Genomic DNA, 22,141 nt, shown 5'->3' with positions numbered 1-22,141 from the left:
AGCGGTGCCACCCGAACGGGCAGGATGGTGCCCGTGCCCGACCCCCAGCTCTACGTGCCCCGGTTCAACGTGATGGACCCCGACGAGGTCCGCCCGTTCGTGCACGCGGTCGCGGCGGCGCAGCTGGTCACGGTCGGTGACGACGGCGTCCCCGACGCGACGTTCCTGCCGGTGCTGTGGGAGGGCGACCGGCTCGTCGGACACCTGGCGCGCGCCAACGCCCACTGGCGGCGCATCGTCGCCGGGTCGCCCGCGCTGGCGATCGTCACCGGTCCGGACACCTACGTCTCGCCGTCCTGGTACGCCACGAAGGCCGAGCACGGCAAGGTGGTCCCGACCTGGAACTACTCGGTCGTGCACCTCCGCGGGCGTGTCACGGTGCACGACGACCCCGCCTGGGTGCGCGGGCTGGTCACCCGGCTCACCGATCGCCACGAGCAGTCCCGCGCCGAGCCGTGGGCGGTCACCGACGCGCCGGCCGACTACGTCGAGAAGAACCTCCGACCCATCGTCGGTGTCGAGGTGGTCGTCTCGTCGGTCGAGGCCAAGGCCAAGCTCAGCCAGAACCGCTCCGACGAGGACCGCGCCGGCGTCGCCGCCGGGCTCGCCGCGGACGGCCGTGAGCCGGACGGGCTCGTCGCCCCGTGACCCGGGTCCGCGAACGCTTCACCGGCCGCATCGCGGGCGTGGGCAGCACCAGCGGCGTACGCGTCGTCGTCGGCCGCTGGGACGGCTCTCCCTGGGACGCCTTCGCCGACGTGATGGTCGAGGACGCGTCGGGACACCGGGTGCTGCTCGCGCCGTCGGAACGGGTGCGGGACTTCGTCGCGGCGACCTACACCTTCGACGAGCGCGTCATCGAGCCGGTGGCGGTCGAGGACACCGCCGACGGCTGGCAGGTGTCGACGCCGTCGCTGTCGCTGCGGCTGGTGGTCGGCGGTCGTACGCCGCTGGGCGCGCTGCTCGGCCTCGTGCCGGACCGCGTGGCGACCGCGCCCGCCTGGTGCGCCGCCGTCGACCCCGTCGCCCGCGTCGTGCTGAGCGGCGTACGCACGCGCGGGACCGCCGGCAACGACCGCCGGGAGTGGTACGGCGCGACGTCGGTGTCGGCCGTCACGGCCCTCGAGGGCTCGTGGCGGGGGAGCGGCATGGGCTCGCTCGCCCCGGTCGACCCGCCCTGCCGGTTCGGCTTCTCCAGCACCCCGAGGCGGCCGTCGGTGACGAGCGTGGTGACGACGGTCGAGCGAGCCTAGACCTGCAGCTTCTCGACCCTCCGGGTGACGTGCTCACCCTTCCTCTCGAGGAACACGATCTCGCCGAAGTCGACGTGCGACCACCCGTCCTCGTCGTCGGTCAGGGCCTCGGAGGCGAAGACGGCGGCCGTCGCCTCCGCCTCGTCGCACGACGTGAACTCGTAGGAGGTGTCGTCCGACCCGGCGCGGCGACCGACGAGCAGGTACATCGGCTCCAGGAGCATCGAGAGGGCGTAGTCGTCGGTGCCGGGGTCGGACTTCCTCAGCTCCTTCCAGTCCCCGGCCGGGTCGGTCTCGCCGTGGTGCCCGAGACCGACGTTGACCCCGATGATCCGGTTGGGCGACACCAGGGCCATCTTCATCTTGGTCAGGGCAGGGAGGTCGAGGTCCTTCATCGCCCGGGCGATGAGTCCGACCATCTCCTCGATCGCGCGCTGGACGTCCTCGTCGCTGTCACCGTCCAGCAGGGAGAGCAGGAGCGTGTAGAGGAACTCCGTGTCGGTCGTGCCCCGCATCTGCTTCAGGTACCGGTCCTCGCAGTGCTGCAGCAGCTCCCTCTGCAGGAGCATCCAGTTGGGCAGGTCGCCGTTCTGGGCGAGGATCCACGGGGTCTCGTCGAAGGAGAAGGGGTGGCAGTTCTCGTCGACCATGACGACCTTCGAGTCGTAGCTCGCCGCGCGCACGTGGCCGAGCATCGTGCTCGCCTGCAGGCTCGGGATGATGCGGGTGGCGTTGTCGTCGTAGAACGCGGCCATGGGCCGGCGGTAGACGAAGGGGTCCTCCGGCTTGAGCAGGTGCTCGCTCCACAGGCCGAACCCCCATCCCGCCAGCTGGAGGTCCGGGTAGTGCTCGGGGTCGAGGGCCTGGTTGACCAGGCTGTTCGACGGGGTGAGCAGCAGGTTCTCGAGCGGCGTCTCAGGCCCGATGTAGGCGAGCACTCGGCACATGTGGTTCCTTCACTGACGGGAGGACGTGCCGCGGTCGGCGTCCCAGAGCGTCGCCACCCTACGGGCGAGCCGGTTCGTCAGAGCAGCCCGAGTCCCCGCGCGTGCCGTCGTACGGCGTCGGTGTCGGCAGCCAGCACGAACGGGACGTCGGCAGCCCACGCGTCGGCCACCTTCTCCACGCGCCCGTCGCCCGGGTCGAGCCGCACCTCGCGGATGTAGACCGCGAGGACCCGGCCGGGGTGCTCGCGCACGATGTCGGCGTAGATCTCGGGGTCGTGCTCACCGGAGTCGCCGATCAGGACGAAGGACAGGTCCGGGTGGAGGTCGAGGACCTCCCGGATGCGGTCGTGCTTCTGCTCGCGCCCGCGCCAGGTGCCGAGCAGGTCGCGCAGCAGGACCGGGCCGAGGGGGAAGCCACGGTGCCGCAGGAAGCCGACCAGGAACGAGTGCAGGTTCCAGGGGCTGGACGAGACGTAGAAGACCGGGTTCACGCCGGCGGCGAGGTCGCGGTAGAGCGCCGCCGCACCGGGGAACGGCGTACGGGTGAGGGAGGAGCCGGTGAAGGTCTGGAGGATCATCCGCCCCACCCGCTGGACGCCGGTCTGCAGGATCGTGTCGTCGACGTCCGAGACGATCCCGAACCGCGCGTCGGCCGACGGGACCCGCACCTCGACGGGCGCCGGGTGCCGACCTGTCACGCCCCGGTACTCCTCGCGGAGCTCGACGGTCCCCCGTGCCCACGGGCTCGGGACGGCCTCGGTCGACGGCACCCTGACCAGGAAGTAGCCGTCGGCATCGGTGACCGCCTCGACACTCGCACCGCCCAGCGTGACCAGGAGGGGGACACCGGGCAGCTCGTCGGTCAGGAAGTGGCGCATGGTGCGACGTACCGCGTCCCCGACGCCCTCCCCGTCGACGGCCTCGGAGGCCATCGGGTTGTCGAGCACGCGACCTCGTACGACGGCTCCCGCAGGCCCGCCGTGACCGATGTAGGGCTCGATGCGGAAGTGCGCCGGCGTCCCCGATCGACGACGGCGCAGGCGGGCGCCGTCCCAGGCGCGTTCCAGCGAGACGAGCAACCGTTGGGCGTTCACGGGGCCACCGTAGGCGGGCCCGGATCGGCGGCGACGGCCGGGTGAACTCGCTCACACCGCCTCGCAGGGACCGCGCCGCCGCGTCGGCTCGGGATTCGACATGTCCTCGCGATCGTGTTCTGGTGGATGAGCCGCAGGCAGTGCTCCCCGTCGTGGACGGGCGCCTCCCATCGCGAGGTGATGCATGCCGCGGCCCGTCGCCCCCAACCCCCCCCGTGAGGTCTGAAGCACGTGTCTGTCGTGTCCCCCCGTTCCCTGTCCGCCGGTCTCGCCGCAGCCGCTCTCGCGCTGACCCTCGTCCCCGGCAGCGCTGCTGCCGAGGAGTCGCGCGAGGCCGTCGGCGTACGCCTCAAGGTGGCGGACCAGCCGCCCGTCGAGGTCGCGACCGTCCCGCGCGCGTGGCCCGGCCAGCTCCTCGAGACGCACGGCGTCCCGGTCGACGGCAACGACCTGGTCGACGTCGTCCGCGACGGTCGTGAGGTCTCGGGCAAGCGCAAGCGCCTGCGCCAGGGCGACGTCGTACGCCTGACCGACGTCGTCAAGAAGCGCAAGACCAAGCGCGTGCGCGTCCGGCCCCGCACCGTCGAGGTCGCCACGACCAAGCTGAAGCCCGGCCGTCGCAAGGTCGTCCGCGAGGGCCGGCCCGGCGTCCGCGAGGTCGTCGCGGTGAAGACCCTCCACAACGGCGAGCCGGCGAAGTACCGCGTGGTCAAGCGCAAGCTCGTGAAGGACCCGCGCCCGCGTCGGGTGCTCGTGGGCCGCAAGGCGCACGCCGTCACCGGCGCGAACGGGCTCAACTGGGGCGCCCTCGCCAACTGCGAGTCCGGCGGCAACCCGAAGGCGGTCAACCCGGCCGGCTACTACGGGCTCTACCAGTTCGACCTCGGCACCTGGCGCAGCGTCGGCGGCTCCGGCGTCCCGACCGCCGCCTCGGCCGGCGAGCAGACCTACCGCGCCAAGCTGCTCTACAAGCAGCGCGGCCGCTCGCCGTGGCCGCACTGCGGCCGCCTGCTCTGAGCTGACCCCCTCACGTCGGGGAACCGTCGGGCTGTCGATCGTGCTGATCGGCAGCCCGATCGTTCCCCAGCTGGGCTACTGCCCGATGCGCGTGCGCACCTCGTAGAGCTCGGGGAAGAACGTCAGGTCGAGCGCCCGGCGCAGGAAGTCGACGCCGGACGACCCGCCGGTGCCCGTCTTGTGGCCGATGACCCGCTGCACGACCTGGAGGTGGCGGAAGCGCCACTGCTGGAAGGCGTCCTCGACGTCGACGAGCTCCTCGCACGTCTCGTAGACCCCCCAGTGCTCGGCCGGCGCGGCGTAGACCGTGGCAAAGACGTCGACGAGGTCGGTGTCGGTGGTGTGCGGCAGGGTCCAGTCACGGTCGAGCAGCCGCTGCGGGACGGCGTACCCCTGGCGTGAGAGGTGGGCCAGGAACTCGTCGTAGAGGGACGGCTCGTGCAGCAGCTCGTCGAGCACGGAGCGAGCGGCCTCGTCGTGGGAGAAGACCTTGACCATGTCGGCGTTCTTGTTGCCGAGCAGGAACTCGACCTCGCGGTACTGGTGGGACTGGAAGCCCGAGCTGGTGGCCAGGAACGGTCGGATCTCGGCGTACTCCGAGGGCGTCAGCGTGGCGAGCACCGACCACTGGTCGGTGAGGGTGTGCTGGATGTGCTTGACGCGCGCCAGGCGCTTGAGCGCGGGGGACAGGTCGTCGGCACGCAGCAGCGCGCGGGCCGAGCGCAGCTCGTGGACCATCAGCTTGAGCCAGAGCTCGCTCGTCTGGTGCTGGACGATGAAGAGCAGCTCGTCGTGCTGCGGCGGGTCGGACAGCGGCTGCTGCGCCGACAGCAGGACGTCGAGGCGCAGGTAGTCGCCGTAGGACATCGACTGCGAGAAGTCCTTCTGGATGCCTTCCTCGAGGTCGCGCGTGTTCGGTGTGTCGGCCGGTCCCTGTCCCATGGGCTGCAAGGTAGTCGGTGCCCTCGTCTACCGTCGCCCCATGGCCACCGCGACCAGCCCTGAGGCAGGGGGGCGCACCCGCACCTGGGTGCCCGACTGGCCGTGCGCTCCTGCGCAGGTGCTGCGCCCGCAGCGCCGCGGGGCCGGCGACCCCACCCAGCGCCACGAGGAGTCCGGCCGCATCTGGCGCGCCATGCGTACGCCGGTGGGGCCGGCGTCGCTGTGCGTGCAGCCGCGGCCGTCGGCCGGCGAGGTCCTGGGCCGGGCGTGGGGGCCGGGCGCGGAGTGGGCGCTCGACCGGATGCCCGCGCTGCTGGGCGCCGAGGACGACCCGACGGGCTTCGAGCCGCACCACCACCCCGAGGTCGAGGCCGGCTGGCGCACCCACCAGCACTGGCGCATCGGGCGCACCGGGCTGGTGATGGAGTCCCTGGTGCCCTCGATCCTCGAGCAGAAGGTGACGGGCAAGCAGGCATTCGGCTCCTTCCGCGAGCTCGTCCGACGCCACGGGGAGCCCGCGCCCGGGCCCGTCGCCCCACTGCGCCTGATGCTGCAGCCGACGCCCGGGACGATCGCCGCGATCCCGTCGTGGGAGTGGCTGCGCCTCGGCGTCCAGCCGGCCCAGTCCCGCACGATGGTGACCGCCTGCCGGCTGGCGTCGTCGCTCGAGCGCGTGAGCGAGGTGTCCGGTGAGGAGGCCGAGCGGCGGCTCTGCTCGATCCGCGGCATCGGGGTGTGGACGAGCGCGGAGGTGCGCCAGAGAGCGCTGGGCGACCCCGACGCGGTCAGCTTCGGCGACTACCACCTCGCCAACTGGGTGGGCTGGGCGCTCGTCGGCCACGACATCAGCGACAAGGAGATGGGCGAGCTGCTCGAGCCCTACCGGCCCCAGCGCGGCCGGGCCGCCGCGATGGCGATGGCCGGCGGCCGGCACCGCCCGCGGCGCGGCCCGCGGATGAGCATCCCGACCCACCTCCCGACCCGCTGACGGGCGTTCCCGGACGCGGTCCAGACCCCCCAGAAATGGTGTCGCCGCCCGTCACGGCCGGGAGTAGCGTCGAGGCGGACGTGAGGCTGAGGGAGGTCGACATGGGCGACGTCGATCCTGTCCTGCTGCTCGCCACGACCGACGAGGCGTCGAGGGACGTCCTGGGGTCGGAGCTGCGGGGGAGGTACGGGGGCGACTACGAGGTGGTCGTCTGCGCCGAGTACGACCACGCCCGGGCGGTCCTCGAGGGGCTGCGCCGGTGGGGTCGGCAGGTGGCGCTCGTGGTCGCGTGCTTCGGCCCTGACGACCGCGGGGGGCTGGACTTCCTGCGCCGTGCCTACTCCCTCCACCCGTCGGCCAAGCGGGCCGTCGCCGGGATCTGGGGCGACTTCGCCAGCACCCGCGAGGTCTTCACCGCGATCGGCCATGGGCACGCCGAGCTCGTCCTGCTCCGCCCCGAGCGCCGGCGCGACGAGGAGTTCCACGGCACCATCACCGATGCGCTCGACGACTGGCACCTCGCCCAGGGCATCGGCTTCGAGGCGGTGCGGATGATCGGCGAGCAGCGTGACGAGCGCACCCACGCCCTGCGCGACCAGTTCGGCCGCAACCACATCCCCGTCGGCTTCCACCAGGTCGGCACCGAGTCGGCCAACCGGCTGCTCGCCGGCCTGGGGCTGACCGAACCCGAGCTGCCCGTGCTCCAGCTCGCCTTCACCAACCCGCCGACCACGCTCGTGGCGCCCACCGACCTCGAGATCGCCGACGCCTTCGGGCTGATGAGCCCCCTGTCACCCGAGCACGTGTACGACGTCGTCGTGGTGGGCGCGGGCCCGAGCGGGCTCGCCGCCGCCGTCTACGCCTCCTCGGAAGGACTGTCGACGATGGTGGTCGAGCAGTCGGCGGTGGGCGGCCAGGCGGGCACCTCGTCGCTGATCCGCAACTACCCCGGCTTCTCGCGGGGCGTCAGCGGAGCCCACCTGGCGTGGCGCTCGTTCCAGCAGGCGTGGTCGTTCGGCAGCGAGTTCTCCTTCCTCCGCGAGGTCCAGGCGCTCGGCGCCGACGGCGACCTCCGCACGGTCTCGATGTCGGACGGCAGCGTCGTCCGCACCCGCAGCGTGGTGATCGCCACCGGCGTCGACTACCGCCGTCTCGACGTCCCGGCGCTGGAGGGCCTCGTCGGTCGCGGGGTCTTCTACGGCGCGGCCGTCGCCGAGGCGCCGTCGATGGCCGGGATGGAGGTCTACGTCATCGGCGGTGGCAACTCGGCCGGGCAGGCAGCCCTCCACCTGGCCCGCTACGCCCGCCACGTCACGCTGCTGGTGCGGGGGGCGTCGCTCGCGGCGAGCATGTCGGACTACCTCATCGCCCAGCTCGACGCGACCCGCAACGTCGGCATCCGCTACGGCACGGCGGTGCTCGACGGGCGGGAGGAGGACGGCTGCCTGGCCGCGCTGACGCTGGGGGAGCAGCACAGCGGTCCGGGCGGGGGCGAGGAGGTGCCCGCCGGCGGACTCTTCGTGCTCATCGGCTCGGTGCCCCGCACCCAGTGGCTGCCCGCCGAGATCGTGCGCGACCAGGCCGGGTTCGTCGTCACGGGCGAGGACGGGCGACTGCCGCAGGAGACGACCATGACGGGCGTCTTCGCCATCGGCGACGTGCGCGCCGGGTCGGTCAAGCGGGTCGCGACGGCGGTCGGGGACGGTGCGAGCGTCATCGCCACGCTCCACGGCTACCTGGCGGCGCACCCGCAGGCGACCTCGACCCCATGAGCCGACGCCACGCCGGGGCCGGGGCGCCGGTGACACGCGGGATGCGGGTGCTCCTCGTCGTCGCGGCCGTGCTCGTCTTCCTCGCGGGCTTCCAGCTCACGGTCTTCGCGACCCGCACGGCGGAGTGGTTCTCGTGGACCATCGACGTGCCGATGACGGCCGTCTTCCTCGGCGCGGCCTACTGGTCCAGCGCCGTGCTCGAGGTGGCCGGAGCACGCTCGCGGACGTGGAGCCGCGCGCGGCTGACCGTGTGGCCGGTGCTCGTCTTCACGGTCCTCACGCTCGTCGTGACGCTGGTGCACCTCGACAAGTTCCACCTCGGCGCCGAGCACCCCGCCAGCGCCCGTGGCGTCGCGTGGGGCTGGCTGGCCATCTACGCCGGAGTACCGCTGGCCATGGTGGTGGGCCTGGCCCTGCAGGCGCGGGCCACGGGCGCGCCGACGGACGCGGACGACGTACGACGCCTCCCCGCCGCCCTGCGCGGGCTGCTCGTCGGCCTGGCGGTCCTGCTGCTCGTCGCCGGGGTCGCACTGCTGCTGGCGCCCGGATGGGCCGCCGAGGCCTGGGCCTGGCCGCTCACGCCGCTGACGGCCCGCGCCGTCGGCGCCTGGCTCGTGGGGCTGGGCTGGGCCGCGGGCCAGGCGGCCCTCGTCGACGACGCAGCGTCCGTGCGCCCCGTCGGGCTCACCGGCGCGGCGTTCGTGGTGCTGGAGGCGGTGGCCCTGCTCCGGTACGGCGACGCGCTGGACTGGTCGGGCTGGCAGGCGGCGGCGTACGTCGCCGGGCTCGTGTGGATCGCGCTCGTCTCCGCCTGGATCCTCGCGCTCAGAGCAGGGGGCGCAGGGGCGCGAGGAAGCTCTCGGTGAACTTCCGGTTGAGGTCGCGCGCCTCCCACTCGGCGAGGGTCAGCTCGAGGCAGTTGGACTCGTCGTTGGCGAAGACCTCCTCCATCACCGCCGCGAAGTCGGGGTCGATGACCTCGAGGTTGATCTCGTAGTTGCCCTGGAGGCTGAGCCGGTCGATGTTGGCGGTGCCGACGGTCGACCAGCTGCCGTCGACGGTGGCGGTCTTGGCGTGCACCATGGCGTCCTTGAACCGCAGGATCCGCGCGCCGGACGTGAGCAGCTGGCCGTAGTAGCCGCGGGAGATCCAGTCGGCCACGATGTGGTTGGACTTCAGCGGCAGCAGGATCCGCACGTCGACACCGCGGCGCGCCGCCTCGCACAGCGCGTCGACGAAGTCCTGGTCGGGCAGGAAGTACGCCGTCGTCAGCCAGATGTTGCGGGTGGCGCGGGCGATGGCCTCGAGGTACATGCTGCGGATCGGGAAGTTCCACTGCCGCGGGATGTTCTTGTGCACCCGGATCTGCGGATCCCAGTCGGACGCGGTCTCGACCAGGAGGGGGCGGTCGTCGCGCCGCAGCCGGTGGCGGCGGTTGAGGTTCCAGAAGTCGGCGAAGGCACGCTTGAGGTCCCACACGCCGGGTCCGGTGATCCGGACGTGGGTGTCGCGCCACTCGGTCGCGTAGGCCGAGCCGATGTTGTAGCCACCGAGGAAGGCGACCTCCTCGTCGACGACGAGCATCTTGCGGTGGTTGCGGCCGTAGCGGCGCAGGTCCCAGACGCGGAAGCCCGCCGTGTAGACCGGGTAGCGCAGCACCTTGAGGGACGGCGGGAAGCGCTTGAAGGCCGGGGAGACGACCATGTTGGCGAAGCCGTCGTAGATGCAGTGGACGTCGACCCCGCGGTCGGCGGCGGCGGCGAGGGCGGTCTTGAACTTCCACCCGATGTCGTCGCCCTTCCAGATGTAGGTCTCGAAGAGGATCTGCTTCTTGGCGCCGTCGATCGCGGCGAGCATGTCGTCGTAGAGGTCACGGCCGAAGGTGTACGTCGTGATCTCGCCGTCGCCGACGGGCACCGTGCCGGGGCCGGTGACGGGGAACGGCTTGGGTCGTTTGCCGCGCCGGCGGTAGGAGTCGACCAGCGAGAGCGCCACCGCGACGGTGAGCTGGAGACCGACGAGCGCGAGCAGGGTGCGCCGGACGGCTGTCAGCGTGCGGGCGACGGTCACGGGGTCAATGTAGCGATGGACCCCAGTCGGGGTGACCGCGGCGCGGCTGGCAGCATGCGGGGATGCGCCGCCTCGTCTACCTGGTCGCCGTCACCCTCGACGGGTTCATCGCCGGTCCCGACGGTGGGGACCCCACCGGTTCCGACTTCTTCCCGGTGACCCCCGACCTCGTGGAGCACCTGGTCGGGTCCTGGCCCGAGACGCTGCCCGGGCCGGCGCGCGAGGCGATGGGGATCACCGCTCCGGGCGCCCACTTCGACACCGTGGTGGAGGGGAGGGCGTCGTACGACGTCGGGCTGGCAGCGGGCCTCGTCGACGCCTACCCGCACCTGCGGCACCTCGTCGTCTCGCGGTCGCTCGCCGGCAGGTCCGACCTGCCGGTCGAGGTCGTCTCCGGCGACCCGGTCGCCCGGGTCCGGGAGCTGAAGGCCGAGGACGGGCTCGACATCTGGCTCGTGGGCGGGGGCACGCTCGCGCACACGCTGCTGCCCGAGATCGACCGGCTCGTGCTCAAGGTCAACCCGTCCGTGATCGGCGACGGCCGCCGCTTGTTCGCCGGCCCGTTCGCCCACGCCCGCTTCGAGCCGGTCGACCAGGTCGACCTGACCGGCGGCGTGCGCGTCGTCACGCTCGACCGGGTGCGCTGACCCCGGCTCAGGCTCAGACTCAGGCCAGGTCGAGAGCGGCGTAGCGGGCGACGTCGCACGGCTGGTCGGCCAGCACCCGGAAGAGCGCGGCCCGCAGCATCGCCTGGCGCCGGGCACCCGCGCGCCACTCGTCGAGAGCCTCGGCCCGGCCCCCGTGCCACAGCACGGCGTCGAGCACGCAGACCGCCTCGGCCCAGAGCGGCGAGCGCCAGGCGGGGGAGAGGTCGATGACGAACGGCGCCCCGGTGGCGTCGAGCAGCACGTTGCCCGCGAGGTCGGCGTGGACCAGCTGCTCGCGACCGAGGTCGGTGTGGTCGAGGCCCGCCACGAGGGCGCCGACGAGCCCGGCGAGGCCCGGCTCGGGACGATCCCCGGCGGCCGCGTCGGCGGCGTCGGCGTCGTACGCCTGCCGCTCGGCCACCGCCCACTGGTCGGTGCGTGCATCGAGTACGGCGGGCCGCTCGGGGACCGCGCTCGCGAGGTGGGCGTGCAGCAGGTGGGCGGTGGCCCGCAGCGTCGCGAGGTCGCGGCAGGGCGTCGTACCCGGCTCGAAGCGGGTGGCCGACCACCCCTCGACAACGAGGCTCCCGTCACGCGCCGGCACCGGCAGCGCGAGCCGGAGCGAGCGGGGCGACTGCTCGTCGAGGCGGACGGCGAGCCGCGCCTGGATCGGAGCCAGCCAGGCTTCGGAGGCGTCGTGACCCGGTGAGAGCGCCAGGTCGCCGGCGCGCCACGTCGTGCCACGGCCGCCCGGGAGGGGCTCGAGCACACCCTCGGCGACGAACAGGTCGAGCACGCGGTCGGGTGGGGCGGCGTCCGAGACCATGCCCGTGAGCGTAGGGCGCCAGCGAGGGAGTCGCTGTCGGTGGCCCCGCGTACGCTCGACGCATGCGTCCAGTCACCGATCTCCAGCGCCGGGTGGCCCCCTTCAAGGTGGTGTCCGACTACGAGCCCTCCGGCGACCAGCCGGCGGCGATCAAGGAGATCGTCGGCCGCCTCCAGGGCGGCGAGCAGGACGTCGTGCTCCTCGGCGCGACCGGCACCGGCAAGACCGCGACGGTCGCGTGGGTGGCCGAGCAGGTCCAGCGGCCGGTGCTCGTGCTCCAGCCCAACAAGACGCTGGCTGCGCAGTTCGCCAACGAGCTGCGCCAGCTCTTCCCCGACAACGCGGTGGAGTACTTCGTCTCCTACTACGACTACTACCAGCCCGAGGCCTACGTCCCCCAGACCGACACCTACATCGAGAAGGACTCCTCGATCAACGAGGAGGTCGAGCGGCTGCGCCACAGCGCGACCAACAGCCTGCTCACCCGCCGCGACACGATCGTGGTCTCGACGGTGTCGTGCATCTACGGCCTCGGCACTCCGCAGGAGTACGTCGACCGGATGCTGCGGCTCAAGGTCGGCGAGGAGCACGACCGCGACTCGGTGCTGCGCCGGCTCGTGGAGATCCAGTACACCCGCAACGACATGTCGTTCACCCGCGGCACGTTCCGGGTGCGGGGTGACACCCTCGAGATCTTCCCGGTCTACGAGGAGCTCGCGATCCGCATCGAGTTCTTCGGCGACGAGATCGAGCGGCTGATGACGCTGCACCCGATCACGGGCGAGGTCATCTCCGAGGACACCGAGCTCCACGTCTTCCCGGCCACCCACTACGTCGCCGGCCCGGAGCGGATGGAGAAGGCGATCACGGGCATCGAGCTCGAGCTCGCCGACCAGCTCGCCGCGTTCGAGAAGCAGGGCAAGCTGCTCGAGGCGCAGCGGCTGCGGATGCGCACGACCTACGACGTCGAGATGATGCGCCAGGTCGGCTCGTGCTCGGGCATCGAGAACTACTCGATGCACATGGACGGCCGCAAGCCCGGCAGTGCGCCCAACACGCTCCTCGACTACTTCCCGGAGGACTTCGTCCTCGTCGTCGACGAGTCCCACGTCGCCGTCCCGCAGATCGGCGGCATGTACGAGGGCGACATGTCGCGCAAGCGCAACCTCGTCGACCACGGCTTCCGGCTGCCGAGCGCCATGGACAACCGTCCGCTCCGCTGGGACGAGTTCGTCGACCGGATCGGCCAGACCGTCTACCTGTCGGCCACCCCCGGCAACTACGAGCTCGACCGCGTCGGCGGCGTCGACAACACGGTCCAGCAGATCATCCGCCCGACCGGCCTGGTCGACCCCGAGGTCGTGGTCAAGCCGACCAAGGGACAGATCGACGACCTGATCCACGAGATCCGCACCCGCGCGGACAAGAACGAGCGCGTCCTGGTCACCACGCTGACCAAGAAGATGTCCGAGGACCTCACCGACTACCTCCTCGACGCCGGCATCCGCACCCGCTACCTCCACTCCGAGGTCGACACGCTCCGGCGCATCGAGCTGCTGCGAGAGCTGCGCATGGGCGAGTACGACGTCCTGGTCGGCATCAACCTCCTCCGCGAGGGCCTCGACCTGCCCGAGGTGTCGCTGGTGGCGATCCTCGACGCCGACAAGGAGGGCTTCCTGCGCTCCGACAAGTCGCTGATCCAGACGATCGGCCGCGCGGCGCGCAACGTGTCGGGCCAGGTCCACATGTACGCCGACAAGATCACGCCCTCGATGGAGGCCGCGATCGGCGAGACCAACCGTCGTCGTGCCATCCAGGTCGCCTACAACAAGGAGCGGGGGATCGACCCCCAGCCGCTGCGCAAGAAGATCGCCGACATCACCGAGATGCTCGCCCGCGAGGACGAGACGACCCAGGAGCTGCTCAAGACCTGGGCCGACGTCGGCCAGAAGGGCCGCGCCGGCGGCGTGAAGGCCGGCAAGTCGCCGACGCCCGCGCTGTCGAAGATCCACCACGAGGCGCCCGACACCGCCGGCATCCCGAGCAGCGACCTCGCCGAGCTCATCCAGGAGCTCACCGAGCAGATGAAGCACGCCGCCGCCGAGCTCCAGTTCGAGGTGGCGGCGCGGCTGCGCGACGAGGTCAACGACCTCAAGAAGGAGCTCCGCCAGATGATGGAAGCGACGAAGTGAGGAGAGGGCCTCGAGCGAGGAACGAGCTCGGAAGGTCCTCGACGAGCGAGGAGCTGCGGGCGAGCGAAGCGAGCACGCCGGCGACGGAGTGACGAGCGGCGGGCTGATCGGCCTCAGCCCTCCTCTTCCCGCTTCCTGAGCTCCTTGCGCTGCTTCCTCTCCAGCCGGCGGGCATGCTCGTCGACGATGTCGCGCTTGTTCACGACGATGCGCGCGAGGTGCATCAGCGCGAATCCCATCGGGAACAGCGGCCAGGGGAACTCGCCCCACATCGTGACCGCCCAGATCGTCCACAGCAGCGCGGAGAGCCCGATGAGGCCGAGCAGTGCCTCACGCCGGTCGGCCTCCCACTTCCGGACCGCCTGCGCGTGGAAGTCGGCCGTGCCGGGCCGCGGTGGCAGGGCGACGGGCAGGTCCTCGACTAGCGGCACCAGGTCGCCGAGCGTCCGGCTCGAGAGCGCCGCGTCGGTGCGCTCGTCGTACTCGTCACGCGTGAGGCGTCCTTCGGCGAAGGCGTCGGTGAGCACGGCCTCGATGACCGCGCGGTCGCGGTCCGACGCCCGCATCGACCGGTTGGCGGGGACGCGGGGGTCGTGGTCGAACTGGTTCCACACCTCGATCCCTGACACCTCACCATGGTAGGCACGCCCCACCCCTCTGGAGGTGGGCCGAAGGGCCCTGGTCGGACCAGGCGCTAGGTTCGCGGCATGAGCACTCCCATCGACCTCGGTCGCCCCGTGTCCGGCGACGTCATCGACCTGATCCTCGAGGACCACCGCCGCTTCGAGTCCCTCATGCGGCAGCTGCGGGACAGCACGTCGGACCGCGATGCCGTCCGCAAGGCGCTGGCCGCACTGCACGTCGCCCACGCGGAGGCGGAGGAGAAGCACGTCTACCCCCGGCTGCGCCGCAAGAACGCGATCACCGAGCACGAGGCCGAGCACGGCGAGGAGGAGCACGCCGAGGGCCACGAGGCCATGCTCACGGTGCTGGAGCTCAAGGGCACCGACACCCAGGCCTTCGACGACGCCGTCGAGGAGCTCGCCACCGCGCTCAACCACCACCTCACCGAGGAGGAGCTGACGATCCTCAACCCGGCCCGCGAGGAGGTCAGCGAGAAGGTGCGCGCCGAGCTGGGCGAAGCCTTCGCGACCGAGCGCAACAAGCAGCTCGACGCCGACTGCGGCAGCATCGACAACGTCCGCCGGATCGTGCAGGAGGCGGAGAAGGAAGGCCTCCTCGACGACGAGGACGAGGACGAGGACTGACCGCGCCGGCCCCCGGAGGTCGACTCAGCGGCGAAGCAGGATGGTGAGGCCGACCATGCGGGCCACGACCATCGCGATGTAGAACACGCCGGTCATCATCTCCACCATCACCACCGACCTCGCTTGTGCGCCGACGGCCACGATGTCGGAGAGCCCGACGCTCGTGAGGATCGAGAACGACAGGTAGAGCAGCTCGAACCAGGTGTGGTCGCCGAGGCCGTCGCCACTGCTGAACGACCCGGGCCAGACCACCTGCACCGCCGAGTACAGGTAGGCGAAGCCCCAGGCGACCACCGTGAAGGCGGCCCCGGTCGCGAAGTACTCGTCGGTGGTGACCTTGTCGTCGTGCAGCAGGTAGCGCAGCAACGCGTACGAGACGTAGAAGTAGAACGGTGCGTGCAGCACGCCCGAGAGCAGGACGACAGCGTCCTGGTCCGGGAAGACGGGCTCGATCAGCGTCAGCACCATCGCGGGTGCCCCGAGGAGCAGGATGATCCTGCTGGCCATGGGCGTGCGTCGCACGGCCAGGACGGCCGCTCCGACGGCCAGCATCCCGATGGCGCCGAGGCCCGCCCGGCCCACCACCGAGTCGTCGAGGAACGGCCACAGCAGCACCTGGAGGAGCTGTGCCCCGAGCAGCATCGCAGAGGGGTGCTCGGTGAGGTAGCGCAGCGGTCGGGTCACGACGACGCAGTCTAGGGACGCGCGGATCACCGCCACGGCGACGCTCCGCTGGGCTAGGTTCGGCCCGTGGGCGAGCGAGCGGGGAGGTGGGTGGCCGGCGGCCTCGTCCTCGTTCTCCTCGCGCTGCTGGTCGCGACCGCGCTGGTGGTCACCGGTGGGGACGAGGCGGACGGGGAGCTCACCGCCGCCCAGCACGACGTCGCGGGCGCGGCGCGCACCGAGGCGCTCGCCTTCCTCACCGTCGACCACCGCGACATGGACCCGCTGATCGATGCGGTCCTCGACGGCGCGACCGGTGACTTCGCCGAGCAGTACGCCTCCCAGCGCGAGACCCTCACCAGGGAGGCGGTCCGCACCGAGGCCACCTCGTCCCCGGAGGTGGTCGCCCTCGGGGTGGGCGACCAGGACGACGACTCGGCCACGGTCCTGGTGGCGGCCAACAGCACCGTGACCAACACCGGCACCACCGGCGAGGGCCAGGTCCGCTACTACCGGCTGCGCCTGGAACTGGTCCGCGAGGACGGGCGTTGGCTCACCGACGACCTGCGGTTCGTGAGGTGAGGACGTGACGAGCGGTACGGCGCTGAACCGGTGGCTGGTGGTGCTCGTCGCGCTGGTCGTGCTCGCGGCCGGTGCGCTCGTGTGGGCGCTCCGCGACTCCCGCGACGTCGCCGCCACCGACGTCAGCAGCGCGGACGCGGCGGAGGCCGTCGTCGCGTCTCCCGTGGTGAAGGAGTCGGCGCGGCTGGGTGCGGCTGCAGCCGCACGCAAGGCCTACAGCTACTCGTGGAGGTCGCTGTCCTACGACAAGGACGCCGCCCGCAGGTTGATGACGCCGACCATGCAGCAGCGCTACGACCGCACGATGGCGGGTGTCACCACCTCGAGCCGCCGTGACCGCACGGTGGTCGAGGCCGAGGTCGTCGACACGGCACTCGTGACCGCCTCGGCGACGTACGCCCGGGTGCTGGTCTTCGTCAACCAGCGCACCTCGGGCCGGGGGCTGGAACGGCCCACGCTCGACCTCCACCGCGTGCTGGTGACGCTGCGGCGCGTGGGTGGGGAGTGGAAGGTCGACGAGCTCGACGCGCTCTGACGACGCACGGACAGCCGCGGACCGGCCCTTGTGGCCGGGCCGCCCCGACGGAAGGATCCGCGACGTGGACGACGTGACGACCGACCTGCTGATCATCGGCGCGGGCCCGACGGGGCTGTTCTCCGCCTACTACGCCGGCTTCCGCGGCCTGAGCGTCGCGGTGGTCGACTCGCTGCCCGAGCTCGGCGGCCAGATCACCGCGATGTACCCCGAGAAGGCGATCCTCGACGTCGCCGGCTTCCCCAGCGTGAAGGGGCGCGACCTCGTCGAGGGGCTGGTGGCGCAGGCTGCCACGGCCGACCCGACGTACCTCCTCGACCGGACGGCGACCACCCTCGAGCACGGCGAGGACCGGGTGGTCGTCACCCTCGACGACGGCACGACCGTGACGGCCGGCGCCGTGCTCATCACCTCGGGCATCGGCAAGTTCAGCCCGCGGCCGCTGCCGGCCGGTGACGGCTGGGTGGGGCGCGGCATGGAGTTCTTCGTGCCCAGCTTCGCGCCGTACGCCGGCAAGGACGTGGTGATCGTCGGGGGAGGTGACAGCGCGTTCGACTGGGCCCAGCACCTCGAGCCGATCGCCTCCTCGGTGACGCTCGTGCACCGCCGCGACGCGTTCCGCGCGCACGAGCGCACCGTGGCCGCGGTCAAGGACTCGAGCGTCCGGATCATCACCAACGCCCAGGTGACCGAGCTGCGCGGGGAGAACCACCTCGAGGAGGTCGTGGTCAGCGTCGACGGGGAGGAGCCGCACGTCCTGGAGGCGCAGGCTCTCGTCGCCGCGCTGGGCTTCATCGCCGACCTCGGGGCGATCCAGCAGTGGGGACTGGAGACGCAGAAGCGCCACGTGGTCGTCGACTCCTCGATGCGCACCAACCTGCCGCGCGTGTTCGCCGCCGGTGACATCACCGACTACCCGGGCAAGGTCCGGCTCATCGCCGTCGGCTTCGGCGAGGCGGCCACCGCCGTGAACAACGCCGCCGTCGTGCTCGACCCCTCCGCCCACGTCTTCCCCGGCCACTCCAGCGAGGCGTGAGCCGCGATGGGCCTGTTCTCTCCCCGTGCCGGGGGTGTCGACGTGCGCGACCGGGACTACGTCCTGACCGGCTGCCCGGTGGTCGCGCAGGACGACCTCGTCGTGCTGATCGACGTCACGGTCCGCCTCGCGGTGCGGCCTCCGCGCGACGGCGCTCCGGCGCTGGGCTACGACCCCGCCGACCAGCGGGCCGTCCACGCCGTGTGTGTGCTGGTGCTCCGCCAGCTCGGCACCGAGGTCGCGTCCGAGGAGCTCCTGGTGGGGCGCGCCCGCGTCGTCGGTGCCGTCGAGCAAGGCCTCGCGCTGGCGCCGGTCGGGTCAGGGGTCTACGCCAGTGTCACCCACGCCGAGGTGCGGCCGCACGACCCGGACGGGGTCCGCCTCCACCACGAGTTCCGGTTGGCCGGCGGGTCCTGAGCCCCGGCCACGTCGGGGCCTACCGACGAGTAGGCATAATGGGCCACTCACGGAGCGCCACGAAAGGCAGACCACAGTGCGCATCGCCATGCTGTCCTACCGCAGCAAGCCGCACTGCGGCGGACAGGGCGTCTACATCCGCCACCTCAGCCGCGAGCTCGTCCGGCTCGGTCACGAGGTGGAGGTGTTCTCGGGCCAGCCCTACCCGGACCTCGACGAGGGTGTCGTGCTCACCAAGGTGCCGAGCCTCGACCTCTACCGCGAGCCGGACCCGTTCCGGGTGCCGCACCTGCGGGAGTTCCGCGACCTCATCGACGTCGAGGAGTTCCTCACCATGTGCACGGCCGGGTTCCCCGAGCCGAAGACCTTCAGCTCGCGCATCGCGCGGCTGATGAAGGACCGTGCCGGCGACTTCGACGTCGCCCACGACAACCAGGTGCTCGGCACCGACATCCTGGAGCTGGAGTCCTACGGCCTGCCGGTCGTCGCGACGATCCACCACCCGATCACGATGGACCGCCGGATCGACCTGCAGACCGCGCCGACGTGGCGCAAGCGGCTCACCCTGCGCCGGTGGTACGGCTTCCTGCGGATGCAGACCCGGGTCGCCAAGCGCTACCGCAAGGTGCTCACCCCGTCGGAGTCCTCGACCCGCGACGTGGCCCGTGACTTCGGCGTCGACCCGGCCCGGATGCAGACGATCCTGCTCGGTGTGGACGACGTCTTCGCGCCGCCCACCGCCCCGCGCGTCCCCGGCCGGATCCTGGCCATGGCCAGCGCCGACGCCCCGATGAAGGGCATCGCGACCCTCCTCGAGGCCTTCGCCAAGCTCGCCGTCGAGCGCGACGTGTCGCTCGTGCTCGTGACCCGGCCGGAGCCGGGCGGGCGCACCGAGAAGCTCATCGACCAGCTCGGCATCGTCGACAAGGTGTCCTTCGTCAGCGGCGTCAGCGACGCCGAGCTCGTCGAGGTGATGGGGTCGGCCGAGGTGGCCTGCGTGCCGTCGCTCTACGAGGGCTTCTCGCTGCCCACCGCCGAGCTGATGGCCTGCGCGACGCCGCTGGTGGTCTCGCGCGCCGGCGCGATCCCGGAGGTCGTCGGTCCCGACGGCCAGTGCGCCGACCTGGTCACCCCCGGCGACGTGGGCGAGCTGGAGCAGGCGATCGCCGCGCTGCTCGACGACCCCGAGCGACGTACGACGATGGGCGCGGCCGGACGTGCCCGGGTCGAGGAGCTGTTCAGCTGGCGGGCCGTGGCCGAGGCCACCGCCGCCGCCTACGAGGAGACCATCGCCGCCTTCCAGCGAGCGCAGAGCCACAGGGAGAACACCCGTGCTGACCGTTGACTTCGACCGGCTCGGCCTGCGCCCGGGCGACCGGGTGCTCGACATGGGCTGCGGCGCGGGGCGCCACGCGTTCGAGATGTACAAGCGCGGTGCCGACGTCATCGCCTTCGACCAGGACGCCGACGAGCTCGCGACCGTGCGTGAGTGGTTCACCGCCATGCGCGAGGCGGGCGAGGTGCCCGAGGGCGCCGAGGCCGACGTCAAGGAGGGCGACGCCCTCGCCCTGCCCTTCGCCGACGGGGAGTTCGACCGCATCGTCGCCGCCGAGGTGCTGGAGCACATCCACGCCGACGTCGACGCGATCAAGGAGCTCGTACGGGTCCTGCGCCCGGGCGGCACGCTGGCGGTCTCCGTGCCCCGGTGGCTGCCCGAGATCGTCAACTGGAAGCTCTCCGACGACTACCACAACGCCGAGGGCGGCCACATCCGTATCTACACGGCCCAGGAGCTCGTCGACAAGGTCACCAAGGCCGGTCGCTCCAACGACGGCACCCCCGGCGACGCGATGGTCTTCATCGGCCGGGACCACGCGCACGGGCTCCACACGCCCTACTGGTGGATCAAGTGCGCGGTCGGCGTCACCAACGACGACCACCCGCTCGCCAAGGCCTACCACAAGCTCCTGGTGTGGGAGATCATGAAGAACCCCAAGGCGCTGCAGTACGCCGGCAAGGTGCTCGACCCGCTCATCGGGAAGAGCATGGTGCTCTACTTCCAGAAGCCGGCCGCGTGAACACCCCACGACGTTCTCCTCCTCCGCTGCGCTCCCCCGAACAACGCCGCGGGGACCCCGACGTGAGCCTCACCCGCGCGCAGGTCGAGCAGACCGCGGCGTCGATCGCGGCCATGCAGGAGCCGTCCGGCGCCGTCCCGTGGACCCCGGGCGAGCACACCGACGTGTGGAACCACCTCGAGTCGGCGATGGCGCTCATGGTCGGCGGGCAGAGCGACGCCGCCGAGCGCGCCTTCGAGTGGGCGCGCGAGACGCAGCGGGCCGACGGCTCGTGGCCGATGAAGATCGTCGTCGGCGAGGTCGAGGACCACTCCGGCGAGACCAACATGTCGGCGTACGTCGCCGTCGCGACGTGGCACCACTGGCTGGTCGCGCGCGACGAGGCGTTCGTCCGCCGGATGTGGCCGACGGTGCGCCGCGCGCTCGACTTCGTGGTCGGCATGCAGCTGCCGTTCGGCGGTGTCGCCTGGTCGCAGGAGTGGGCGCACGGCGAGCCCGGCCCGGTCAACGCCGACGCGCTGCTGGCGGGCTCGTCGAGCATCTACCACTCGCTGCGCGCGGGTGTCGCGCTCGCGGAGCTGGTGGGGGAGCCGCAGGTCGACTGGGAGCTCGCGGGCGGCCGGCTCGGCCACGCCCTGCGCGAGCACCGCGACCTGTTCCTGGACAAGTCGACCTTCTCGATGGACTGGTACTACCCGGTGCTGGGCGGTGCGGTCCGCGGGCCCGAGGCCCATGCGCTCCTCGCCGAGCGCTGGGACACCTTCGTGGAGCCGGGCCTCGGCATCCGCTGCGTCTCGGAGAACCCCTGGGTGACGGGGGCGGAGACCTGCGAGCTGGTGATGGCGCTCGACGCCCTCGGTGACCGCGCGCGGGCGCTGCAGCTGCTGGCCGACATGCAGCACCTGCGCACCGACGAGGGCGCCTACTGGACCGGCTACGTGTTTCCCGACGGGGTGAACTGGCCGGTCGAGCAGACCACCTACACGGCCGCCGCGGTGGTCCTGGCCGTCGACCAGGTGACCGACCGCACCCCGGGTGCCGACATCATGCGCGGGACGACCCTCGCCCCCGACTTCGCGGAGCTCGGCCTGGAGTGCGGCTGCCCGTCCGGTGACGGGTCAGCCGATCGGGTCGCCGGCGTCTCCGGTCGTACGTCGTAGCACGCGCATCGACCCGACCACGTCGACCTCGGTGAAGGCGCCACTGGCGACGGCGGGGAGGTAGATGTCCTCGTAGGGCGGCCGGCCGCCGTCGGCCGGGTCGGGGAAGACGTCGTGGATGACGAGGACCCCGCCGGCCATCACCCACTGGGGCCAGGTGCGGAAGTCGGTGCGCGCGGGCTCGACCCCGTGCCCGCCGTCGATGAAGAGGAGGGCCAGCGGGGTGCGCCACCACGCACCCACCGTCGCGGAGCGGCCGACGACCGCCACGACCTGCTCCTCCAGACCGGCTGCGGCCATGGTGCGACGGAAGGTCGGCAGCGTGTCCATCAGGCCGATCTCCGGGTCGACGAGGCTGTCGTCGTGGTGCTCCCAGCCGGCCTGGTTCTCCTCGGAGCCCCGGTGGTGGTCGACGGTGAACACGGTGCCGCCGACCTCGCGGGCCGCCGCACCGAGCCAGACGGCGGACTTGCCGCAGTAGGTGCCGACCTCCAGGGCCGGTCCGTACGGAAGCCGCTCACGCGCCCAGCGGTGCAGCAGCGCACCCTCGTCCTCGGGCATGAAGCCCTTGGCCGCGCGGGCGTGGGAGAGCAGGTCGGCAGGCATCACAGGAGACGACCCTAGTGCGGTCACACCTGGGTCCTTCCGCACGTC

At 71.9% G+C, this 22,141-nt stretch carries 24 protein-coding genes; 16 read left to right on the top strand and 8 right to left on the bottom strand.

Going from position 1 to position 22,141, the window contains the following annotated elements:
- Window positions 1–33 precede the first annotated feature (33 nt).
- Together Q1B24_RS03755 and Q1B24_RS03750 are read left to right on the top strand one after the other, a co-directional pair.
- Window positions 34–648, top strand: coding sequence for an FMN-binding negative transcriptional regulator (locus tag Q1B24_RS03755; RefSeq protein WP_299923397.1), 615 nt, complete (start codon window positions 34–36; stop codon window positions 646–648).
- Window positions 645–1,253: a hypothetical protein gene (locus Q1B24_RS03750; protein WP_299923394.1), complete on the top strand. Its 609-nt coding sequence runs from the start codon at window positions 645–647 to the stop codon at window positions 1,251–1,253. Before Q1B24_RS03755 ends, Q1B24_RS03750 begins: the two co-directional genes overlap by 4 nt.
- Here Q1B24_RS03750 and Q1B24_RS03745 read toward each other — a convergent pair.
- Window positions 1,250–2,200, bottom strand: a complete 951-nt coding sequence (locus tag Q1B24_RS03745) for a class II glutamine amidotransferase (protein ID WP_299923391.1) — start codon at window positions 2,198–2,200, stop codon at window positions 1,250–1,252. The genes Q1B24_RS03750 and Q1B24_RS03745 overlap by 4 nt on opposite strands.
- A 77-nt stretch (window positions 2,201–2,277) precedes the next feature.
- Window positions 2,278–3,294 carry a phosphatase domain-containing protein gene (locus Q1B24_RS03740; protein WP_299923388.1) on the bottom strand — a complete coding sequence of 339 codons (1,017 nt, stop codon included), beginning with the start codon at window positions 3,292–3,294 and terminating at the stop codon, window positions 2,278–2,280.
- Between the two features lie 240 nt (window positions 3,295–3,534).
- On the opposite strand from Q1B24_RS03740, the gene Q1B24_RS03735 reads away from it, so the two are divergent.
- A complete protein-coding gene (locus Q1B24_RS03735) occupies window positions 3,535–4,311 on the top strand; it encodes a resuscitation-promoting factor (protein WP_299923385.1) in 777 nt (258 codons plus the stop codon).
- Window positions 4,312–4,386: 75 nt separating this feature from the next.
- Here Q1B24_RS03735 and kynA read toward each other — a convergent pair whose 3' ends face one another.
- Window positions 4,387–5,253, bottom strand: a complete 867-nt coding sequence (gene kynA / locus Q1B24_RS03730; protein WP_299923382.1) for a tryptophan 2,3-dioxygenase — start codon at window positions 5,251–5,253, stop codon at window positions 4,387–4,389.
- Window positions 5,254–5,293: 40 nt separating this feature from the next.
- Here kynA and Q1B24_RS03725 point away from each other — a divergent pair, with 40 nt between their 5' ends.
- The 3 genes from Q1B24_RS03725 (at window position 5,294) to Q1B24_RS03715 (ending at window position 8,879) form a co-directional block, all read left to right on the top strand.
- Entirely contained in the window at window positions 5,294–6,241 is a 948-nt protein-coding gene (locus Q1B24_RS03725; protein WP_299923379.1) for a DNA-3-methyladenine glycosylase 2 family protein, read from the top strand.
- Between the two features lie 80 nt (window positions 6,242–6,321).
- Complete coding sequence (locus Q1B24_RS03720; protein ID WP_299923376.1) at window positions 6,322–8,013, top strand: FAD-dependent oxidoreductase; 1,692 nt, start codon at window positions 6,322–6,324, stop codon at window positions 8,011–8,013.
- Window positions 8,010–8,879 carry a hypothetical protein gene (locus Q1B24_RS03715; protein WP_299923373.1) on the top strand — a complete coding sequence of 290 codons (870 nt, stop codon included), beginning with the start codon at window positions 8,010–8,012 and terminating at the stop codon, window positions 8,877–8,879. The genes Q1B24_RS03720 and Q1B24_RS03715 overlap by 4 nt, the downstream gene beginning before the upstream one ends.
- Here the strand turns inward: Q1B24_RS03715 and Q1B24_RS03710 are convergent.
- The gene (locus tag Q1B24_RS03710) at window positions 8,839–10,083 is read right to left on the bottom strand and encodes a phospholipase D-like domain-containing protein (protein WP_299923370.1); all 1,245 of its coding nucleotides are present in this window, start codon (window positions 10,081–10,083) and stop codon (window positions 8,839–8,841) included. The genes Q1B24_RS03715 and Q1B24_RS03710 overlap by 41 nt on opposite strands.
- Before the next feature lie 62 nt (window positions 10,084–10,145).
- On the opposite strand from Q1B24_RS03710, the gene Q1B24_RS03705 reads away from it, so the two are divergent.
- Window positions 10,146–10,730 (top strand): dihydrofolate reductase family protein, encoded by a 585-nt coding sequence (locus Q1B24_RS03705; protein WP_299923367.1) that lies wholly within the window; start codon window positions 10,146–10,148, stop codon window positions 10,728–10,730.
- Window positions 10,731–10,749: 19 nt separating this feature from the next.
- On the opposite strand, the gene Q1B24_RS03700 is transcribed toward Q1B24_RS03705, so the two are convergent.
- Window positions 10,750–11,556: a hypothetical protein gene (locus Q1B24_RS03700; RefSeq protein ID WP_299923364.1), complete on the bottom strand. Its 807-nt coding sequence runs from the start codon at window positions 11,554–11,556 to the stop codon at window positions 10,750–10,752.
- Between the two features lie 62 nt (window positions 11,557–11,618).
- Here Q1B24_RS03700 and uvrB point away from each other — a divergent pair, with 62 nt between their 5' ends.
- Entirely contained in the window at window positions 11,619–13,748 is a 2,130-nt protein-coding gene (gene uvrB / locus Q1B24_RS03695) for an excinuclease ABC subunit UvrB (RefSeq protein WP_299923361.1), read from the top strand.
- Window positions 13,749–13,861: 113 nt separating this feature from the next.
- Here uvrB and Q1B24_RS03690 read toward each other — a convergent pair whose 3' ends face one another.
- Window positions 13,862–14,377 (bottom strand): DUF1707 domain-containing protein, encoded by a 516-nt coding sequence (locus Q1B24_RS03690; protein WP_299923358.1) that lies wholly within the window; start codon window positions 14,375–14,377, stop codon window positions 13,862–13,864.
- Between the two features lie 78 nt (window positions 14,378–14,455).
- On the opposite strand from Q1B24_RS03690, the gene Q1B24_RS03685 reads away from it, so the two are divergent.
- A complete protein-coding gene (locus tag Q1B24_RS03685) occupies window positions 14,456–15,016 on the top strand; it encodes a hemerythrin domain-containing protein (protein WP_299923355.1) in 561 nt (186 codons plus the stop codon).
- A 24-nt stretch (window positions 15,017–15,040) separates the two neighbouring features.
- Here Q1B24_RS03685 and Q1B24_RS03680 read toward each other — a convergent pair whose 3' ends face one another.
- Window positions 15,041–15,700, bottom strand: coding sequence for an ion channel (locus tag Q1B24_RS03680; RefSeq protein ID WP_299923352.1), 660 nt, complete (start codon window positions 15,698–15,700; stop codon window positions 15,041–15,043).
- 66 nt (window positions 15,701–15,766) lie between these two features.
- Here Q1B24_RS03680 and Q1B24_RS03675 point away from each other — a divergent pair, with 66 nt between their 5' ends.
- The 7 genes from Q1B24_RS03675 to Q1B24_RS03645 all read left to right on the top strand — a co-directional run bounded on the left by Q1B24_RS03675 (window position 15,767) and on the right by Q1B24_RS03645 (window position 21,487).
- Complete coding sequence (locus tag Q1B24_RS03675; RefSeq protein WP_299923349.1) at window positions 15,767–16,261, top strand: hypothetical protein; 495 nt, start codon at window positions 15,767–15,769, stop codon at window positions 16,259–16,261.
- Window positions 16,262–16,265: 4 nt separating this feature from the next.
- A complete protein-coding gene (locus tag Q1B24_RS03670; RefSeq protein WP_299923346.1) occupies window positions 16,266–16,796 on the top strand; it encodes a hypothetical protein in 531 nt (176 codons plus the stop codon).
- Window positions 16,797–16,860: 64 nt separating this feature from the next.
- A complete protein-coding gene (locus Q1B24_RS03665; protein ID WP_299923343.1) occupies window positions 16,861–17,832 on the top strand; it encodes an NAD(P)/FAD-dependent oxidoreductase in 972 nt (323 codons plus the stop codon).
- 42 nt (window positions 17,833–17,874) lie between these two features.
- Window positions 17,875–18,249, top strand: coding sequence for a hypothetical protein (locus Q1B24_RS03660; RefSeq protein WP_299923340.1), 375 nt, complete (start codon window positions 17,875–17,877; stop codon window positions 18,247–18,249).
- Window positions 18,250–18,325: 76 nt separating this feature from the next.
- Window positions 18,326–19,594: a glycosyltransferase family 4 protein gene (locus Q1B24_RS03655; protein ID WP_299923337.1), complete on the top strand. Its 1,269-nt coding sequence runs from the start codon at window positions 18,326–18,328 to the stop codon at window positions 19,592–19,594.
- On the top strand, window positions 19,581–20,327 hold the full coding sequence (locus Q1B24_RS03650) for a class I SAM-dependent methyltransferase (RefSeq protein ID WP_299923334.1): 747 nt from the start codon (window positions 19,581–19,583) through the stop codon (window positions 20,325–20,327). Before Q1B24_RS03655 ends, Q1B24_RS03650 begins: the two co-directional genes overlap by 14 nt.
- 62 nt (window positions 20,328–20,389) lie before the next feature.
- The gene (locus Q1B24_RS03645) at window positions 20,390–21,487 is read left to right on the top strand and encodes a prenyltransferase (RefSeq protein WP_299923332.1); all 1,098 of its coding nucleotides are present in this window, start codon (window positions 20,390–20,392) and stop codon (window positions 21,485–21,487) included.
- On the opposite strand, the gene Q1B24_RS03640 is transcribed toward Q1B24_RS03645, so the two are convergent.
- Window positions 21,446–22,093: a class I SAM-dependent methyltransferase gene (locus Q1B24_RS03640; RefSeq protein ID WP_299923329.1), complete on the bottom strand. Its 648-nt coding sequence runs from the start codon at window positions 22,091–22,093 to the stop codon at window positions 21,446–21,448. The two genes, Q1B24_RS03645 and Q1B24_RS03640, sit on opposite strands and share 42 nt — an antisense overlap.
- Window positions 22,094–22,141 lie beyond the last annotated feature (48 nt).

Origin of the sequence: uncultured Nocardioides sp., from assembly GCF_947488025.1 — a bacterium.
Classification (GTDB): domain Bacteria; phylum Actinomycetota; class Actinomycetes; order Propionibacteriales; family Nocardioidaceae; genus Nocardioides.
This window is presented reverse-complemented; position numbering and strand designations above follow the sequence as displayed.

What these genes read in the sequence shown, in the direction of transcription:
- Q1B24_RS03745 (WP_299923391.1), bottom strand. Translation starts at nt 2,200, where the DNA reads ATGTGCCGAGTGCTCGCCTACATCGGGCCTGAGACGCCGCTCGAGAAC.
- kynA (WP_299923382.1), bottom strand. Translation starts at nt 5,253, where the DNA reads ATGGGACAGGGACCGGCCGACACACCGAACACGCGCGACCTCGAGGAA.
- Q1B24_RS03725 (WP_299923379.1), top strand. Translation starts at nt 5,294, where the DNA reads ATGGCCACCGCGACCAGCCCTGAGGCAGGGGGGCGCACCCGCACCTGG.
- Q1B24_RS03715 (WP_299923373.1), top strand. Translation starts at nt 8,010, where the DNA reads ATGAGCCGACGCCACGCCGGGGCCGGGGCGCCGGTGACACGCGGGATG.
- Q1B24_RS03705 (WP_299923367.1), top strand. Translation starts at nt 10,146, where the DNA reads ATGCGCCGCCTCGTCTACCTGGTCGCCGTCACCCTCGACGGGTTCATC.
- Q1B24_RS03700 (WP_299923364.1), bottom strand. Translation starts at nt 11,556, where the DNA reads ATGGTCTCGGACGCCGCCCCACCCGACCGCGTGCTCGACCTGTTCGTC.
- uvrB (WP_299923361.1), top strand. Translation starts at nt 11,619, where the DNA reads ATGCGTCCAGTCACCGATCTCCAGCGCCGGGTGGCCCCCTTCAAGGTG.
- Q1B24_RS03685 (WP_299923355.1), top strand. Translation starts at nt 14,456, where the DNA reads ATGAGCACTCCCATCGACCTCGGTCGCCCCGTGTCCGGCGACGTCATC.
- Q1B24_RS03640 (WP_299923329.1), bottom strand. Translation starts at nt 22,093, where the DNA reads ATGCCTGCCGACCTGCTCTCCCACGCCCGCGCGGCCAAGGGCTTCATG.